Annotated in this window: 20 protein-coding genes and 1 tRNA gene; 13 read left to right on the top strand and 8 right to left on the bottom strand. The window is 62.8% G+C overall.

All coding sequences use genetic code 11. The features are described from left to right. Nucleotides 1-23 precede the first annotated feature (23 nt). A complete protein-coding gene (ttcA, locus tag L0V05_RS01945; RefSeq protein WP_234867929.1) occupies nucleotides 24-899 on the bottom strand; it encodes a tRNA 2-thiocytidine(32) synthetase TtcA in 876 nt (291 codons plus the stop codon). Between the two features lie 78 nt (nucleotides 900-977). Here ttcA and L0V05_RS01940 point away from each other — a divergent pair, with 78 nt between their 5' ends. Continuing rightward, nucleotides 978-1,505, top strand: a complete 528-nt coding sequence (locus tag L0V05_RS01940) for a DUF3833 domain-containing protein (protein ID WP_234867926.1) — start codon at nucleotides 978-980, stop codon at nucleotides 1,503-1,505. Here the strand turns inward: L0V05_RS01940 and yidD are convergent, their stop codons facing one another. The 3 genes from yidD to rpmH are packed head-to-tail and all read right to left on the bottom strand — an operon-like array spanning nucleotide 1,506 to nucleotide 2,313. Continuing rightward, the gene (gene yidD / locus L0V05_RS01935; RefSeq protein WP_234867924.1) at nucleotides 1,506-1,733 is read right to left on the bottom strand and encodes a membrane protein insertion efficiency factor YidD; all 228 of its coding nucleotides are present in this window, start codon (nucleotides 1,731-1,733) and stop codon (nucleotides 1,506-1,508) included. Next, entirely contained in the window at nucleotides 1,730-2,146 is a 417-nt protein-coding gene (gene rnpA, locus L0V05_RS01930) for a ribonuclease P protein component (RefSeq protein WP_234867922.1), read from the bottom strand. Before rnpA ends, yidD begins: the two co-directional genes overlap by 4 nt. A gap of 32 nt (nucleotides 2,147-2,178) precedes the next feature. Further along, a complete protein-coding gene (gene rpmH / locus L0V05_RS01925; protein WP_225027814.1) occupies nucleotides 2,179-2,313 on the bottom strand; it encodes a 50S ribosomal protein L34 in 135 nt (44 codons plus the stop codon). 203 nt (nucleotides 2,314-2,516) lie between these two features. Between rpmH and L0V05_RS01920 the strand changes: the two genes are divergently transcribed. From L0V05_RS01920 to L0V05_RS01905, 4 genes are all read left to right on the top strand, one after another. Beyond that, nucleotides 2,517-3,293, top strand: coding sequence for a TVP38/TMEM64 family protein (locus L0V05_RS01920; protein WP_406565944.1), 777 nt, complete (start codon nucleotides 2,517-2,519; stop codon nucleotides 3,291-3,293). 2 nt (nucleotides 3,294-3,295) lie between these two features. After that, nucleotides 3,296-4,711: a dihydrolipoyl dehydrogenase family protein gene (locus tag L0V05_RS01915; protein WP_234867919.1), complete on the top strand. Its 1,416-nt coding sequence runs from the start codon at nucleotides 3,296-3,298 to the stop codon at nucleotides 4,709-4,711. A gap of 42 nt (nucleotides 4,712-4,753) precedes the next feature. Next, nucleotides 4,754-6,175: a sensor histidine kinase gene (locus L0V05_RS01910; RefSeq protein ID WP_234867917.1), complete on the top strand. Its 1,422-nt coding sequence runs from the start codon at nucleotides 4,754-4,756 to the stop codon at nucleotides 6,173-6,175. Between the two features lie 66 nt (nucleotides 6,176-6,241). Further along, nucleotides 6,242-6,318: transfer RNA gene (locus tag L0V05_RS01905), tRNA-Arg, on the top strand. A gap of 155 nt (nucleotides 6,319-6,473) precedes the next feature. Here L0V05_RS01905 and L0V05_RS20460 read toward each other — a convergent pair. Then, nucleotides 6,474-6,608 carry a hypothetical protein gene (locus tag L0V05_RS20460; protein ID WP_255683603.1) on the bottom strand — a complete coding sequence of 45 codons (135 nt, stop codon included), beginning with the start codon at nucleotides 6,606-6,608 and terminating at the stop codon, nucleotides 6,474-6,476. 93 nt (nucleotides 6,609-6,701) lie between these two features. Between L0V05_RS20460 and L0V05_RS01900 the strand changes: the two genes are divergently transcribed. After that, nucleotides 6,702-7,870, top strand: a protein-coding gene (locus tag L0V05_RS01900; protein ID WP_234867915.1) for an IS3 family transposase whose coding sequence is annotated in 2 segments (ribosomal slippage) — nucleotides 6,702-6,966 and nucleotides 6,966-7,870 — 1,170 coding nt in all. Because the reading frame shifts where the segments join, the coding sequence is not laid out codon by codon here. Here the strand turns inward: L0V05_RS01900 and L0V05_RS01895 are convergent. Beyond that, nucleotides 7,860-8,102 (bottom strand): type I restriction-modification system subunit M N-terminal domain-containing protein, encoded by a 243-nt coding sequence (locus tag L0V05_RS01895; protein WP_234867913.1) that lies wholly within the window; start codon nucleotides 8,100-8,102, stop codon nucleotides 7,860-7,862. The two genes, L0V05_RS01900 and L0V05_RS01895, sit on opposite strands and share 11 nt — an antisense overlap. A gap of 819 nt (nucleotides 8,103-8,921) precedes the next feature. Between L0V05_RS01895 and L0V05_RS01890 the strand changes: the two genes are divergently transcribed. Together L0V05_RS01890 and L0V05_RS01885 are read left to right on the top strand one after the other, a co-directional pair. Next, nucleotides 8,922-9,536, top strand: coding sequence for a hypothetical protein (locus tag L0V05_RS01890; protein WP_234867911.1), 615 nt, complete (start codon nucleotides 8,922-8,924; stop codon nucleotides 9,534-9,536). A gap of 194 nt (nucleotides 9,537-9,730) precedes the next feature. Further along, nucleotides 9,731-10,156, top strand: coding sequence for a hypothetical protein (locus L0V05_RS01885; RefSeq protein WP_234867909.1), 426 nt, complete (start codon nucleotides 9,731-9,733; stop codon nucleotides 10,154-10,156). A 468-nt stretch (nucleotides 10,157-10,624) separates the two neighbouring features. On the opposite strand, the gene L0V05_RS20785 is transcribed toward L0V05_RS01885, so the two are convergent. Continuing rightward, on the bottom strand, nucleotides 10,625-10,834 hold the full coding sequence (locus tag L0V05_RS20785; RefSeq protein ID WP_490372018.1) for a hypothetical protein: 210 nt from the start codon (nucleotides 10,832-10,834) through the stop codon (nucleotides 10,625-10,627). Between the two features lie 327 nt (nucleotides 10,835-11,161). Here L0V05_RS20785 and L0V05_RS01880 point away from each other — a divergent pair, with 327 nt between their 5' ends. The 3 genes from L0V05_RS01880 to L0V05_RS01870 are packed head-to-tail and all read left to right on the top strand — an operon-like array spanning nucleotide 11,162 to nucleotide 13,128. Further along, complete coding sequence (locus tag L0V05_RS01880) at nucleotides 11,162-11,680, top strand: VOC family protein (RefSeq protein ID WP_234867907.1); 519 nt, start codon at nucleotides 11,162-11,164, stop codon at nucleotides 11,678-11,680. A gap of 24 nt (nucleotides 11,681-11,704) precedes the next feature. Then, nucleotides 11,705-12,703, top strand: coding sequence for a zinc-binding dehydrogenase (locus L0V05_RS01875; RefSeq protein WP_234867904.1), 999 nt, complete (start codon nucleotides 11,705-11,707; stop codon nucleotides 12,701-12,703). A gap of 8 nt (nucleotides 12,704-12,711) precedes the next feature. After that, nucleotides 12,712-13,128: a GlcG/HbpS family heme-binding protein gene (locus tag L0V05_RS01870; RefSeq protein WP_234867902.1), complete on the top strand. Its 417-nt coding sequence runs from the start codon at nucleotides 12,712-12,714 to the stop codon at nucleotides 13,126-13,128. 4 nt (nucleotides 13,129-13,132) lie between these two features. On the opposite strand, the gene L0V05_RS01865 is transcribed toward L0V05_RS01870, so the two are convergent. Then, entirely contained in the window at nucleotides 13,133-13,801 is a 669-nt protein-coding gene (locus L0V05_RS01865) for a TetR/AcrR family transcriptional regulator (RefSeq protein ID WP_234867899.1), read from the bottom strand. A 246-nt stretch (nucleotides 13,802-14,047) separates the two neighbouring features. On the opposite strand from L0V05_RS01865, the gene L0V05_RS01860 reads away from it, so the two are divergent. Both L0V05_RS01860 and L0V05_RS01855 read left to right on the top strand, forming a co-directional pair. After that, entirely contained in the window at nucleotides 14,048-15,157 is a 1,110-nt protein-coding gene (locus L0V05_RS01860; protein ID WP_234867897.1) for a sugar ABC transporter substrate-binding protein, read from the top strand. A gap of 87 nt (nucleotides 15,158-15,244) precedes the next feature. Continuing rightward, nucleotides 15,245-16,210, top strand: coding sequence for an ABC transporter permease (locus L0V05_RS01855; protein WP_234867895.1), 966 nt, complete (start codon nucleotides 15,245-15,247; stop codon nucleotides 16,208-16,210). Nucleotides 16,211-16,219: the final 9 nt, after the last annotated feature.

The raw sequence follows: 16,219 nt of genomic DNA, 5'->3' as shown, positions 1-16,219 counted from the left end.
AGGCAGACAGGCTGATCGGAGTGTTAATCCTCGCCGCGAAGTTGCGGAGGATTTTCACGATCCATCGCCGCAGGCGCACCAAGTTGCAACCCGGCGAAATCGAACAGCGTCGTGTCCAGCAGATGCGAGGGCCGGGTGTTCATCAGCGAGCGGAACATGACCTGCCGGCGGCCGGGGCTGCGCGCCTCCCACCCGTCGAGGATCTGCTTCACCTGCTGTCGCTGGAGCCCCTCCTGGCTGCCGCAGAGGTCGCAGGGAATGATCGGATAGGCCATGTCGCGGGCGAAGCGCTCGCAATCCGCCTCGGCCACGAAGGCAAGGGGGCGGTACACGAACAGGTCGCCATCCTCGTTCACCAGCTTCGGCGGCATTGTGGCCAGCCGCCCGCCGTGGAACAGGTTCATGAAGAAGGTCTCGAGGATGTCGTCGCGGTGATGGCCGAGGACGACGGCCGAGCAGCCTTCCTCGCGCGCGATGCGGTAGAGGTTGCCGCGGCGGAGACGCGAGCAAAGCGAGCAGTAGGTGCGGCCCTGCGGGATCTTGTCGACCACGATCGAATAGGTGTCGGCATACTCGATACGGTGCGGGATCTGCATCCGGGTCAGGAACTCGGGCAGGACGGTCGCCGGAAAACCCGGCTGGCCCTGATCGAGGTTGCAGGCCAGAAGGTCCACCGGCAGCAGCCCGCGCCATTTGAGTTCGGTCAGCACGGCGAGAAGCGTATAGCTGTCCTTCCCGCCCGAGAGGCAGACCAGCCAGCGCGCGCCCCGTTCGATCATGCCATAGGTCTCGATCGCCTCGCGCACTTCGCGCACGAGCCGTTTGCGGAGTTTCTTGAACTCGGTTGTGTCGGGCGCGCCGCGCAGGATCGGCGGCAGGTCTTCGGATTCGTCAAACATGGGGCTTTTCCGCGCGCAGGGCATCCGGTCGGCGTTTCCGCGCGTATACGGCAGGACAACAACTGGGGGAAGGGCGCGATGCGCTGGATCATCCTTGCAGCATTTCTTGTTCTGGGCGCCTGCTCCGGCCGACCGGGGCCATCAGACCCCCTGCTGAGCGACCGCAAGCTGAATCTCGAGGAATTCTTCGACGGCCGCGTGGTGGCCCATGGCCAGTTCCAGGATGTCTTCGGCGAGGTTCGGCGGCGCTTCGTGGTGACTATCGACGGTGACTGGCAACCCAAGACCCAAATGCTGACGCTGGACGAGAACTTCGTCTACGAGGACGGGTCGAAAGAAGACCGGAAGTGGACGCTGACCAAGACCGGGCCGGATACCTGGCAGGGCACGGCGCCCGGCGTTCTGGGGACGGCGAGCGGAATCGAGCGGGGCGACACCTTCAACTGGACCTACCGGATCGACCTGCCCGTGCCGGATGGCACCCTGCGCGTGGGCTTCGACGACTGGATGTGGCTTCTGACCGAGGACCGGCTTCTGAACATCGCCTACATGCGCAAGGCGGGGGCTCGGATCGGACAGGTCACCATCTTCTTCGAGAAGAAGTGATCACTCCTTCGGTGGCACCGGGTCATAGCCCGAGCCGCCCCAGGGGTGGCAGCGGCCGATGCGGCGGGCGGCGAGCCAGCTGCCCTTGATCGCTCCATGCTTGTCCAGTGCCTCGAGCGCATAGGCCGAGCAGGTGGGCTGGTAGCGGCAGCCGTGGCCGACCCAGGGACTGAGGACCAGACGGTAGGCCCGCACGGGCAGGGCGACGAGATGGGCAAGAGGGGTCATCGGGCCTTCTCCGCATGGATGCGGGACAAGGCCTGAGACAGGTCGTTCAGCAGGTCGGCGTAAGGGCGGCTGACCGTCGCATCCGGGCGGCCGACCAGCACATAGTCCCAGCCGGGTTTTCCGCCCTTGGGCAGGATGGCACGGGCCACCTCGCGCAGGCGGCGGCGGGCGCGGTTGCGTGTGACGGAGTTGCCGACCTTCTTCGAGCAGGTGAAACCGACGCGGATCGTCGGGCTGTCGTCGCCCCGGCGGCGGGCCTGCACAAGAAAGCCCGGCATCGCCTGACGCCGGGCCTGTGCCGCGCGCAGGAAATCGGCGCGCTTGGCAATGACCTCAAGACAAACTGAAACCGCCGGGAGCGGCAGGGCTGCCTCGGCATTGCTGCCCGTGGCCCCGGCCTCCGGCGGTGTCATGTCTTGTGACCTTGCGAGAGGTTCGCGGCCGATCAGGCCGACAGAACCTTGCGGCCCTTGGCGCGACGCGCGGCGAGCACGAGGCGGCCGCCTTTGGTCGCCATGCGGGCGCGGAAACCGTGGCGCCGCTTGCGGACCAGGTTCGAGGGTTGATACGTGCGCTTCATCGCGGCTCTCCAATTCTTCCGGGCAGCCCGAACCGCAAAGGATTCGAGGGCGGCCCCCATTCGAAGCCCGTCCTTTACGGGCGACCTTTGTCCAAGTCAATTCCGACAAGCCGCTTTTTGTCGCTGAATCTGCGCAAGGCTGCCGGCTGACGTCGCGGCCGGCGGAAAACTTGCCTATGCCGGTTGGGAGCGCGTGCTAGCTTTTGGCGCGACCGGCTGCGGATGGCAAGCGGATGGGGATGGAGACGGGCGACACAGGTGCGGGCAGGCAGGAGGCTGGGCGGCTTTGGCGGCGCGTGCCGATCCTGGTCATTCTGGTTGCCGCCATAGGGGCGGCGATCCTTTTCCGGCACGACCTGACCCTGCAGGCCCTGTCCGAGCATCATGCCGACCTCTTGGCCTACCGCGATGCGCATTACCTTCGCGCCGTGGTCCTGTTCATGCTGGCCTATACCGTCATCGTCACGCTCAGCCTGCCGGGGGCGACCGTGGCGACGCTGACGGGCGGGTTTCTGTTCGGCATCTTCCCGGGTGTGCTGTTCAATCTTCTTTCGGCGACCTGCGGCGCGGTGCTCATCTTTCTCGCGGCGAGATCGGGCTTCGGTGAAAGTCTTCGCGGGCGGATCACCGGTGCCGGCGGCAGGGCCGCGCGGCTGATGGAGGGGATTCATCAGAACGAGTTGTCGGTGCTGTTCCTCATGCGGCTGACGCCAGTCGTGCCGTTCTTTCTGGCCAATCTCATCCCTTCGGTGATGGGGGTCAGTCTGGGACGGTTCGCTTTCACGACGTTCTTCGGGATCATCCCCGGCGCTCTGTTGCTGACCGGGTTCGGAGCGGGTCTGGGCGAGGTTCTGGCAGCGGGTGGCGTTCCCGACCTTGCGACGTTGAAAAGCTGGCGGGCGATCCTGCCCGGAATCGGGCTTGCGGTTCTGGCTGCGCTGCCGATCCTGATCCGGCTTTGGCGCGGAAGGAGCCTATGATGATGGACGAGATCAGGACGGACCTCTGCGTGATCGGGGCGGGCTCTGGCGGCTTGTCGGTTGCGGCGGGGGCGGTGCAGATGGGCGCGCGCGTCGTTCTGATCGAGGCTGCCGAGATGGGGGGCGATTGCCTCAACCACGGCTGCGTGCCGTCGAAGGCGCTGATCGCGGCGGCGAAGGCCGCCCATGCGATGACCACGGGGGAACGGTTCGGCATTCGTCCGGTCACGCCCGAAGTCGACTTCGCCGCGGTCAAGGATCACGTCGCGCGGGTTATCGCCACGATCGCGCCGATCGACAGCCAGGATCGGTTCGAAGGTCTTGGCGTACGGGTCATCCGCGCCCATGCCCGCTTCGTCGCGCCCGATGTGGTGGAGGCCGGGGGGCAGCGGATTCGCGCCCGGCGGTTCGTCATCGCAACCGGATCGCGCCCGCGCGTTCCGCCGATTCCGGGGCTGGCGGATGGGCCGTTCCTGACCAACGAGACGATCTTTCCGCTGCGCGAGCGGCCACAACATCTTCTGATCCTCGGTGGTGGTCCGATCGGGATCGAACTTGCCCAGGCGCATCGGCGGTTGGGGTGTCGGGTAACGGTGCTGGATGGAGGCGCCGCCCTGCAGAAGGAGGATCCCGAGCTTGCGCAGGTCGTTCTGTCCGCCTTGCGCAACGAAGGGGTGGAGATCGTCACGAAGGCCAAGGTCGCCCGCGTGGACTGGTCCGATGGCGTCACGCTGCACCTTGAGGACGGTCGCTCGTTCGGGGGCAGCCATCTCCTGGTGGCCACTGGGCGCGCCGTGACCTTCGACGGGATGGGGCTTGCCGCGGCGAACGTCGCGCATGACGACAAGGGCGTGACCGTCGATGCCCGGTTGCGCAGCACCAATCGCCGGATCTTCGCGGTGGGCGATGCGGCGGGGCAGGGGCAGTTCACGCATCTGGCGGGCTATCATGCCGGGATTGTCATCCGTCAGGCGGTGCTCGGATTGCCCGCCCGTGCAAGGACCGATCACATCCCCCGGGTTACCTATGCCGATCCCGAGCTCGCTCAGGTCGGGCTGACTGAAGCCGAGGCGCGCAAGGCCCATGGTGCCGGTGTCACGATCCTGCCCTGGCCCTTTCACGACAATGACCGCGCCCAGGCGGAAGGCCGTACGGAGGGGCTGGTGAAGCTGGTGACCGTCAAGGGCAGGATCGTCGGGGCGGGCATCGTCGGACCGCAGGCGGGCGAGCTGATCGGCCTATGGGCGCTCGCCCTTTCAAGCGGGATCAAGCTGTCTGCCGTTGCGGGAATGGTCCTGCCCTATCCGACTCTGTCGGAGGTGTCGAAACGTGCGGCAGGGGCCTATTTCTCGCCCAAGCTCTTTGATAATCCTGCCCTGAGGCGGGTCGTGTGGCTGGTGCAGCATGTCCTGCCATAGCCCTTGCGGACTGCAGGGCCCGCGCGGAAGGGGCGGCACGGAGTGAAGGTCGGGCGAGCGTCGTTTTTCAACACCTTGTCAGGGCGTTTCCTGCTTCTGACATTCGCCTTCTTCGTGCTTGCCGAAATCCTGATCCTTGTCCCGTCGCTGGCCCGGTTCCGCGCCGACTACCTGATGGACAAGCTGGAGAAGGCGCAGATCGCCTCGCTCGCCACGCTGGCGACCGACGAGATGATCGGCCCGGACCTGGAGAAAGAGCTGCTGGCGAATGCCGGGGTCTACAACGTCGTTCTGCGGCGCGACGAGGTCCGGCAGCTGGTCCTGTCCTCGGAGATTCCCGAGCCGATACAAGCGACCTACGACCTGCGCAGTTCCGGCCCGCTGACCCTGATCCAGGACGCCTTCGCCCTGATTGCCGATCCCGGGAACCACGTGATCCGGGTCATCGGGAACCCAGTGCAGGAAGCAGGGTTGCTGATCGAGGTGACGCTGCCGACCGGCCCCTTGCGCAAGGCGCTGATCGAATACGGGCTGCGCATCCTGTCGCTGTCGGCACTGATCTCGGCGGTCACGGCAGTTCTGCTGTTCCTTGCCGTGCGCCGCCTGCTTGTCGTGCCGATCAAGCGGGTCGTTGATCACATGACCTCCTATGCCGCCGCGCCCGAGGACACGCGCCGCATCATCGCGCCCACGTCCCGGCTGGTGGAGTTGCGCGAGGCCGAGGAAACGATGCAAACCATGCAGACCCAGCTGACTGGCGCCCTGAAGCAGAAGGAGCGGCTGGCACAGTTGGGCGCGGCGGTGGCCAAGATCAGCCACGACCTGCGCAACATCCTGACCACGGCCCAGCTCTTTGCCGACCGGATCGAGGGCAGCGACGATCCCGTGGTCGCCCGCGCCGCGCCCAAGCTCGAAGCCTCGATCAAGCGGGCCGTGAACCTCTGCGAAACGACCCTGGCCTTCGGCAGAGCCGAAGAGCCGCCGCCGCAGCTTTCGCTTTTCCTGCTGCGCCCGCTGGCCGAGGATGTGGTCGAGGCGGAAGGGCTGGGCGAAGGCGCAGGCACGATTGTCGCGTGCCTAGTCGACGTTCCGCCCGCGCTGACGATCCGGGCCGATTCCGAGCAGCTCTACCGTGTCCTGTCGAACCTCGTGCGCAATGCCCGGCAGGCAATCGAGGCGACGGGCAATCCCGGCACGGTCGAGATCGGCGCGGGCGAGGATGAAGCCGAATGGTGGATCAAGGTCGGCGATACCGGCCCCGGTCTTCCGGCCAAGGCGCGCGAGCATCTCTTCACCGCCTTTCAGGGGGGCGCACGCAAAGGGGGCACCGGCCTGGGGCTGGCGATCTCCGCCGAACTGATCCGCGGCCATGGCGGCCGGCTGGATCTGCTGCGCAGCGACGCCGAGGGGACCGAGTTCCTGATCCGCCTTCCCAAGGAACTGGATGGAGCGGAAGGAGCCTGACGCCGGTGTTTTTCTTTTTCGGCCTTGCAATGGCCACCGCGGGCGTCTAAATGCCCGTCCCACGACGGACCCGTAGCTCAGCTGGATAGAGCATCAGACTACGAATCTGAGGGTCGGGCGTTCGAATCGCTCCGGGTCCGCCATCTATCCTTGAAATCATTGTAGAAATTCCGGTGGAATGGCGATCACCCACCAAAGAACCCATCATAGGTTTAGTGCTTGGACGCATCTCGATGCATCAATCTGCGACTCAGACACCGCAAGCGAAGAGAGCCCAGACCACAGATTTCGGAGATCCTCAGGCAGCAGCGGCTTTCAGTGCCTCATAGAGGCCTCCGAGGTTCAGCAAGATGTCCTTGATTCCCTTGCGCACCGCTTCGGACTCCAGGGCTTGCTTGCTCATCGCCGCATGCGCGTCCATTGCATCGATCACGGCGTCTCCGATTGCAGCATCCAATGTTGGTCTGCCCCCTGAAAAGTGGTCCTCCCTGAGGTATGGCTTTCGAGCCATTTGGAGGATGCAGGAATGCCCCAGAAGAAGCACAAGCCGGAGGAGATCGTCGCGAAGCTGCGGCAGGTCGACGTATTGGTGTCGCGGGGCCAATCGGTTGCGGAGGCCGTACGGTCAATCGGCGTGACGCAGTTCACCTACTACCGGTGGCGGAAGGAGTTTGGCGGGCTGAAGACCGACCAGGTGAGGCGGCTCAAGGAGCTGGAGAAGGAGAACGAGCGCCTCCGGAAAGCGGTGTCCGATCTGACTCTGGAGAAGCTGATCCTGGCTGAGGCTGCACGGGGAAACTTCTGAGCCCCGCCCGCCGCCGTGCCTGCATCGACCACGTCCGGCAGAAGTTCCAGATCTCGGAACGGCTCGCCTGTCGCGTGCTCGGGCAACATCGCTCGACCCAGCGGAAGGTGCCGCAGGGGCGCGCCGATGAAGACGCCCTGACGGCGGACATCATCGCGCTCGCCTCGCAATATGGGCGCTACGGATACCGCCGGATCACGGCCCTTCTGCGCGAGGCCGGTTGGGCGGTGAACGTGAAACGGGTCGAGAGGATCTGGCGGCGGGAGGGGCTGAAGGTCCCACAAAAGCAACCGAAGAAGGGCCGGCTCTGGCTGAACGACGGGTCGTGCATCCGTCTTCGGCCCGAGCGTCCGAACCATGTCTGGTCCTACGACTTCGTTGAAAGCCGGACCCACGACGGGAGGAAGTTCCGCATGCTCAACCTCATCGACGAGTTCAGCTTCGAATGCCTGGCGATCCGCGTCGAACGCAAGCTTCGGTCGACCGACGTCATCGACGTGCTGTCTGATCTGTTCATCCTGCGCGGAGTGCCGGATCACATACGGTCGGACAATGGCCCGGAGTTCATCGCCAAGGCGGTGCGGGAGTGGATCGCCGCCGTCGGCGCGAAGACCGCCTATATCGAGCCGGGGTCCCCCTGGGAGAACGGCTACTGCGAGAGCTTCAATTCCAAGCTCCGCGATGAACTGCTGAACGGGGAGATCTTCTACAGCCTCGCCGAGGCGAAGATCGTCATCGAGTCTTGGCGCCGCCACTACAACACGAGGCGCCCGCACTCATCACTGGGCTATCGCCCCCCGGCCCCCGAGGCGGTGCAGTGGCCGGCTTCGCCATCCGGACCCGCTTCGCCGGCCACCCCGGCCGTAGCGCCAAGACCTGTCATGCACTAAGACTGATACAGGACCACCCGAAAGGGGCAGGCCAGAAAGTGGGAGTTATGTTCTGCTGCTGCCGAAGCGCCAGTTCCTCTAGCACCGCGGCCTTGGTCGGGGCGAGCACGCAGTCGATGCGACGAAGGACAGTGAGAGGCAGGATCACCTTGCCATAGTCAGCTTGCTTGTAGTCCCCCCGCAACAGATCGGCGACAGACCATAGAAACGCGGAAAGGGTCTGTTGGTTCACTGGTTAACTCCTGCTCGTCTTGCGTGGATGGAACAACGCCCAACCGGAGATTGCAACGATGCAGTTTGGGAAATTTGAGGCCTGGAAACCCATGGTCAGGCTGCTGCCGCCGATGCTGCATGCTTACGCTCCACGGCCGAAGCGCGTGGCTTCTTGCAGGCACGTCCCTCTGTGATTTTGCCAAACCACCGCTACGTCGCCATTGTCCCAATCCCGTGTTCCCAATCGGGCAGCAGGCCCAAGAAAGTTGCTCTGTGACGCAGTTCAGAAATTGGATCTCGGTAGGGTGACACGGCGAACGATGTCTTCGTTCACGTGGCTGAAGTGAGGCTGCCCCTGCGACAAAGGCTAGGCAGCGGGGGGTTGACCCTAACGAAGTCACCCGCCGCTAAACAATGCTAACAAATGATCGCAATGGGTTCGGGTTCTGTTGGACCTTGGCCTCCTGGACCAGTCGTCTGTCCTCGCCCACTATGCACAAGCCGGCTAGCTCCGACGACAGTCCAACACGCTATAGAGCGGCACCACCTTTGTCCCTCATGGCTTGATCTGGGAAAGGTGAACCGAAGACCGGAAAAATTTGCTTGGCGAATCGCTGACCTCCTTGCGAAATCTCCAGTCTCATGAGTGATTTGGGGACTTGAAATGCGATTTCTGACAATATTCTTTTCTGCGGTTCTTCTGGCCGGTTCGGCCAATGCAGCAACGGTGCTAACCGGTTCGGCGGACTGGTCGTCTGCCGAGGTCGCATGTGACGACCGAGTCCCTCTGGACGATGTGTTCTGCGTCGAGCGGGACGGCTATCACATCTCCACCAGCATGGCCTATCCCGATGGCGTCACCTACCTCCACGACGACTCGGGTGCATCGGAAAGCTTTCTGGGGCGCGTCGATCGCAAGGGCTTCTCTGTCCGCTCCGCGACGATCATCATCCAAAACCTGATCTGGAAGGCATCGACCAAGCCGATGCCGCCCTATGACGATGACGACACGGCGCTGCGGAAATGGGCGTTCCACAATAAGCCCTATGATGTTGTCCTGAACATTATCGGGGTCAATGACGGAGAAGTCGTCGGCCAAAAGCAGGTGAAGAGCCGGAAATCCCATCTCTTCGACATCAAGTTCGGCAAGACCTTCGGCGAAGTCGACATGCTGTTCTTCCAATTGAGCATACCGTCTTTCGACCACTTCTTCGATTTCTACGAAATGCTGGAGCCTGGACAAATCTGGTGCGGCGAGTTCTGCGGTGGCGCCATTGTCGAGCGGATCTCGCTCGACGATCCGGCCCCAGTGCCGCTCCCCGCTTCCCTGCCCCTGCTCGGTGGTGCGCTGCTTTTCCTGGGACGCCGGTGCATTCCCGCCGCGGGGTCCGCCGGAGTGGCTGCACTATGGCGTAAAGCCGGATCAAGGGCCGAGTTTTCTTCTAGGGCATGATCCGGGTGGGATCATCGACGACCGAACGGGAGTAAAGCGTCAGGACAGCGCCGCCCCCGAGCACTTGGATATGGGTCCTGTAGATCGACAGCGCCGGTCAGCTCAGGCGTGCATCTACTTCATGCCAACAGGATGCATGGTGATTTTGAGAATCTAAATGCAGTGTATATTTGGCATGATTCCGCATCATATAGATGCAAGGTGCTTTCGTGGGCGATCTGAAAAACAATACGGCAAATCAAATATCAGTTGCCTCGCGCGGAGGGCGACGGCCGGGAGCAGGACGGCCGAAGGGCAAGGAGAGCGAGGCCAAGAAAGAGATCGCAGAATTGGCGCGTAACTTTGCCGAGGATGCCCTGAAGGTGCTCGTCGATGTTGCAAAAGACGCGAATGCTCCGGCAGCGGCACGCGTGTCGGCAGCCAACGCCATCATCGACCGGGGCTATGGCAAGGCACCTGCGACTCTCGAACCCAGCGTCAACCCGCTCGCCGAGGCCATCCGCGAGATCTCACAGCGCGGGTCGGCTATGCCCATTCGATCCGTGCAGGAGCTGCCGTCGGCGTCCCTTGCTGCTCTTCCAGACAGCCATTTGAATGATGAAGATGACATCGAGCCCTGACACCCTATAGGGACGTCTGTCCTGCCGCAGACTGATCCATACAAGGCCAGTCCGGCCAAATCTCAGAGCGATGCGCAACTGGCGTCGAATGCCGTATGTCGTCTTTAGGGCTCCCATCGTCTTGTGAGCGCATTCCAAACCTTCCCCGTCGAGCCGTGCCTATCCCAGTCCGACAGCCGTTGCCATTCATCGAGACTGACGATGCGGCCCGTCCATGTCTTGGGGTTGCCGTTCACCGCCCGACCGTGAGGGAATGGGTCATCGTCAGCTTGGATTTGGATGGCGGGAGGTGGAAAGAGTTGTCCGCCCGGGCTGCTTCTGTTTTGCGGCTCTGCGCATTGCGAAACCTGCGAAACCCGCGAAACAGGGGGTGCATCGCCTATCGGTTTCGCGTAATTCGCGGGTTTCGCGGCATAGCGTATATCGTTCTGGATTTCCGCAAGGGCGGCTCGCACGTCAAACAACATCTCAAGCCCTCACGACCCGATATGCTTCCTTGCGAGCTACGCCGCGGACCATGGCACCATCCGGAAGTCGAACAAGCCATCCATACCTTTCGAGTGTGGCAATGGCTGCCTTCGCCACCCTGCCTTCGCGCAACGCGTTCGGTCCTTTCTGCATAATGTCGCCGGGCAGGATGAACGCCTTCTGCGCCTCCGTGAACCGCGATGCCTTCATGCGAATCCGCTCCTCTCCCAGCCAGGAAAACGTAGCGGAAAACTCCAGCTTCAAGCGGTCCAGTTCTCAGGGGGCAGAGCATTGATTTCCGGCGCTATGCGGCGCAACTGAAATCAGCTCCGGCAGGTCGCATTAAGTCCGGACCAGAGACGGGGTGAAGTCCAATCTGACTCGAAATCCTAGTTCAGGGAGGACCGCTCTTTAGAGGGCGGGCCAACTGGCATCCTGTAGGAAGCTTGACGCGCCGCCGCATTCGTGTATCGACTAATGAACTAACTGGTTATTACATATAATGACGGGACTTCGATCTCTGGCAGGAGGATTTCGATGACCATCTACGGCATGCAGCACATCGGCTTCACGGTGCCCGACTTGGACCAGGCGGTCAGCTTCTTCAAAGCACATTTCGGGGCGGTAGAATGCCTGTCCACGGGACCGATTGACGTGGATGACACTTACATGCGCCGTCGTCTCGGTGTTCCCGGCTCTGCCCGGATCGACGACATCAGGGTCCTGCGCGTGGGGCATGGCACCAACCTTGAACTCTTTCAGTACTCCGGCGACCCCGATCCGACGGCCGAGCTAAAACGCAACAGTCAGCCGGGCGGCTTTCACCTGGCGTTCCAGGTCGAAGATTGCATCGCAGCGGCCGACACGTTGCGGGCCGCAGGGGTCGAGGTGCTTGACGGCCCCAACTACGTCGATGCCGGTGCGATGGCTGGTCTGACCTGGTGCTACTTGAAGGCTCCCTGGGGCCAGTTCCTTGAGATTGTCAGCATGGACGGCCCGCTGGGGGCAGAACGCGCCGGGCAGCCGCCGCAGTGGTCTCCGGTCACGAACCGTTAAGGCTCAAGGTAAGGGAACCCAGTCATGCCCCAGGAAATCGTCATCCCTGCCCGCCAGACCTTTGTGCTGGACAGCTATCAGGACGCACCCTTGCAACCCGGTCAGGTCCGTGGCCCGACCTTGTGCACCCTAGTCAGCCAGGGCACCGAAATCGGCTGGGCCAACGGCGATAACTTCCCGATCCGCCCGGGATATGCTGCCATCTTTAGGGTTGCCGAAGTCGGTGAGGGCGTTACCGGCATCGCCCGGGGAGAGCTGCGCTTTGCGATGGGCTGCCACCGTGCGACCCAGACGCATGATGCACGGCATACCCTGGCCCTGCCGCCGGACCTCGACCCCGAGACGGCGGTCCTTGCCCGGCTCATGGGCGTGTCGATGACCACCCTCATGACGACGCGCGCACGGCCCGGAGATCAAGTCATCGTGACCGGAGCCGGTCCTGTGGGCTATCTGGCGGCGCATCTGTTCAACATTTCGGGTTACCGGGTGACAGTGGTGGACCCCGACCCGACCCGCCGAGCGCAGGTGGAAGGCAGTGGCCTTACGGCGCTGTCTGCCGTGCCGCTGGGTGAGGCCGCCTATCAGGGAAACGTGGCACTTGTCGTCGATTGTTCTGGCCATGAGGGTGCAGTTCTGGAAGGGTGCCGGATCGTGCGGCGCATGGGCGAAGTCGTCCTGGTGGGCGTCCCCTGGCGCAAGCTCTCTGATCATTCGGCGCACGATGTCACGCAGGCGGTCTTCTTCAACCATGTTCTGTTGCGCTCTGGCTGGGAGTGGGAATTGCCGATGCACGGCCGCAGCTTCCAGTGGGAAGAGCTGTTGGAAGGCTACAACAACGCAGACCATTCCGTCTTCGGTGGGTTCGAACGGGCGATGCGCTGGCTGGCGGAAGGGCGCATCCCGCTGACGGGACTGGTCCATCGCGCCACGTCCGACGATCCGGCGGCACTTTATGCGTCGATCCAAGGCAAGAAGATTGCAGAACCCTTCATCCTGATCGACTGGGAGACGGCGGCAAGATGATTGTTCAGATGGCAAGCCTTTCCAGCACATCAGCGCTGCGTATAGTCGAAGAAGCACTGGCCGAGGCGGCTCGGCAGGGCTTTTGCGTCGCGGTCTGTGTCGTCGATGCACACGGCCATACGCTAGCATCGGCCCGGACAGAGCGCGCCACCCCTCCGATCCTGACCTTTGCCGAAGACAAGGCCTATACCGCTGCAACGATGCGGCGCGCCACGGCGGCCTTTGCCGAACGGATGGCCGCGCGCCCGTCGCTGACCCTAGGCTTGTCCACCCGGCAACGGCTGCTGCCTTGGGGTGGAGGGTTGCCAATCCTGCACGAAGGCCAGGTCGTGGGTGGTATCGGCGTGTCCGGCGCGCAAGAACCCGAGGATATCGCCTGCGCCGAGGCCGGGTTGCGGGCACTAGGACTTGGGTGGGAAGCCTGACCCGTCAGGTTGCGACCAACCTCATGATCGTGTCGATGTTGAAGCGAAGGCGTTCTTCAAGTGCATCCTTCGCCAGAAGATCCCGCTCGAACACGATCGATCCGGTGAAGCGGTTGGTCAGATAGTAGTAGCCGATCGCTGCAATCGTGATGTTTAGCTGCACGGGGTCCACGCCGTCGCGGAACACACCTGCGGCCACACCACGGTCGAGAATGGTCTTCACCATCGACACAAACTTGCGGCTGTACACCTTCACGATCTCAGATTTCTTGAGGTGCTTTGCGCGGTGCAGGTTCTCGCTGTTGACCAACGTGATGAACTCAGGGTTCTTGAGGTAGTAATCCCATGTGAAACGGACCAGACGCTCCAGCGCCTCTTTAGGGGCGAGGTGGTCAAGGTTCAGCTTCTGCTCGGCGGTGCGGATGTCGACATACGCGTTTTCCAGTACCGTCTGGAACAAGCCCTCCTTCGACTCAAAGTAGTGGTAGATCATGCGCTTGTTTGCTCGCGCCTTCTCGGCGATGACATCGACGCGCGCCCCGCCAAGGCCGTTCTTCGCAAATTCGCGCTTAGCCGCATCCAGAATCCGGGCCTTGGTCGCTTCGGCGTCTCGCGTCCGCGGTTTGCGCGCGGATGAGCCGCCGCCGCTGGTCTTTTCTGCAACTAGTTCCATGGACTAACCGGTCCGTCCCCGCCGTTTGCGCTAGCAGTCTGCATACACGGCGAAGGCCAGTGACGTCAAAGTGGAATCGAGGTCAGATGCCTGCTGTCGGCAAACAAAACCCTTGACTCTCTGGTCGGCTAAAAAGTAACCAGTTAGTGCATTAACGAGAGCGGACCTGGTTTCTCATCCTTCTCGTTACGCGACAGCCTCGGCCACCAAGGAGTGGCGCAGATGTGGGAAACTGGGAGGAAACCAATGTCCACGTTCATCAAGGACTTCATCGAACGCGAAACGATCAACCGTCGGAACTTCCTGCTCGCTTCGGCTGCCGGTCTGACCTCGGCCACCATGCCCGGCGTCTTCGGCGGCGGCATGGCCCGCGCCGCAACCGAGCCTGCTCTTGCCTGGTCTTACCGCGACCGCGCCTCGGCCTACTGGAACGCCATCGTCTCGGGCGGCGAAGCATTCACCGAATCCATCGGCAAGCCCAAGGATGCGATGACCTCGCTAATCAACGAAGGGTCGTCGGAAAAGTCGCTGGCTGACATCAAAGCATTCCTCGCCAAGAATAACGGCGCCTGCGCCATCGCTTGCGATCCGAACGACAGCCCGAACGCGCGTCCGGTGGCAGAGGCGGTCCAGGCTGCGGGCGGCTATGTCTCGACGATCTGGAACAAGACCGACGACGCGCATCCCTGGGACTTCGGTGACAACTGGGTCAGCCACATGACCTGGTCGGATGAGAAGCCTGCCGAGGAAACCGCCCGCATACTGTTCGAGGCGATGGGTGGCAAGGGCGGGGTCGTTCACCTGGGCGGCATTGCTGCCAACAACCCAGCCATCGAGCGGCTGAACGGCCTGAAGAACGCGCTGAAGGACTATCCGGACATCACGCTGCTGGACGCTCAGCCCGCAGACTGGGACACCACCAAGGCGGCCGAACTGATGGCCAGCTTCCTGACCAAGTACGGCGACCAGATCACCGGCGTTCATTGCGCCAACGACAACATCGCCTATGGTGTCATGGAGGCGCTGAAGGCCGAAGGCATCGAAGGCATGCCGATCGTCGCCTATGATGGCAACCCGGAAGCCGTGCAGATGGTGATGGACGGTAAGCTCTTGGCCACCGTGTTCACCAACCCGCACTGGGGCGGCGGCATCACACTGTCGCTCGCATACCATGCCGCCATCGGCACGTTCAAGCCGTCGGAAGAGCCGCACGAACACCGCGAGTTTTATGGCCCGACGATCCTTGTGACGGCCAAGGACGCCGCCGACTTCAAGGCCAAGTACCTGGACAACGTCCCGACCTATGACTGGACGGACTTCTGGGGCCCGTCGAACGGCGGAATCGTCTACAAGTAAGCTTCACTGCGATAGGGGTGGCCAGTCTCTGGCCGCTCCTCTTTCGTCCCCTGATCCAAGGGGGGTGATCCGCCACGGGAGGACAGGGTGAAACGACTTATGACGCGCGAGAACGCGATCCGCTGGGCACCACTTCTGGTCTTGATCGGCCTGATGATCCTGTTCACAGCGATCAACCCGGCTTTTCTGTCGCAACGCAATTTCGCCCGCATCGCGATTGCCGCCGCTCCGGCCTTGATGGTGGCAATCGGGGTGACATTCATCATCGTGATGGGCTCGATCGACCTGTCCATGGAGGGGACGGTCGGCTTGACTGCGGTGCTGTTCTGCTTTGTGTTCCTGGCTACGGGCGGCACCTTGGCCGCAGGCGCCTGGGTCGCTGTTCCGGTCATCCTGCTCGCGGGTGCGCTGATCGGGCTCGTAAACGGGCTTGTCCACGTCAAGCTGCGCATCCCGTCCTTCATGGCAAGCCTTGCCATCGGCTTTGTCGGCACCGGGGCTGCCGTACTGATTACGGGTGGCGACATCGTCAAGATCGACGACGATACCTTCCGGGCTCTGCTGACCTGGCGGATCGCCGGTTTTCCGCTTATGGTCTATGTGGTGATCGTGATGGCCCTGATTGCGTGGTTCATCCAGTCACACACGACACTTGGCCGCAATTTCTATGCCGTCGGCGGGGGCGAGGAACTGGCCCACGCCTCGGGCCTTAACGTCCGCCGCGTCCGCATACTGGGCTTTGTTCTGGCGGGGGTCTTCTACGCCGTCGCGGGCATCCTGCAGGTCGCCAAGCTTGGCCAGGCGGAATCCGTCTCGGGCGCGAACTTTATGTTCATTTCCATCACCTCGGTCGTGGTCGGCGGCGTGGCACTGTGGGGCGGCATCGGCGGCATCTGGAACACGGTCGTGGGCGTGCTGATCGTCAACGTCATCAACAACGGCATGGTGGTGATCGGGCTGCCGGACTACCTGCAGGACGGCATGCTGGGTCTTCTAGTGATCGTGGCGGTCGTCCTGTCGACCGACCGCCGCTCCATAAGCTTCGTGAAATGAGGGCGCTGC

This window comes from Alitabrizicola rongguiensis, from assembly GCF_021491355.1.
Lineage (GTDB): Bacteria > Pseudomonadota > Alphaproteobacteria > Rhodobacterales > Rhodobacteraceae > Aliitabrizicola > Aliitabrizicola rongguiensis.
Note: the sequence above shows the minus strand (reverse complement) of the source record. Positions and strands in the feature narration are given on the sequence as shown.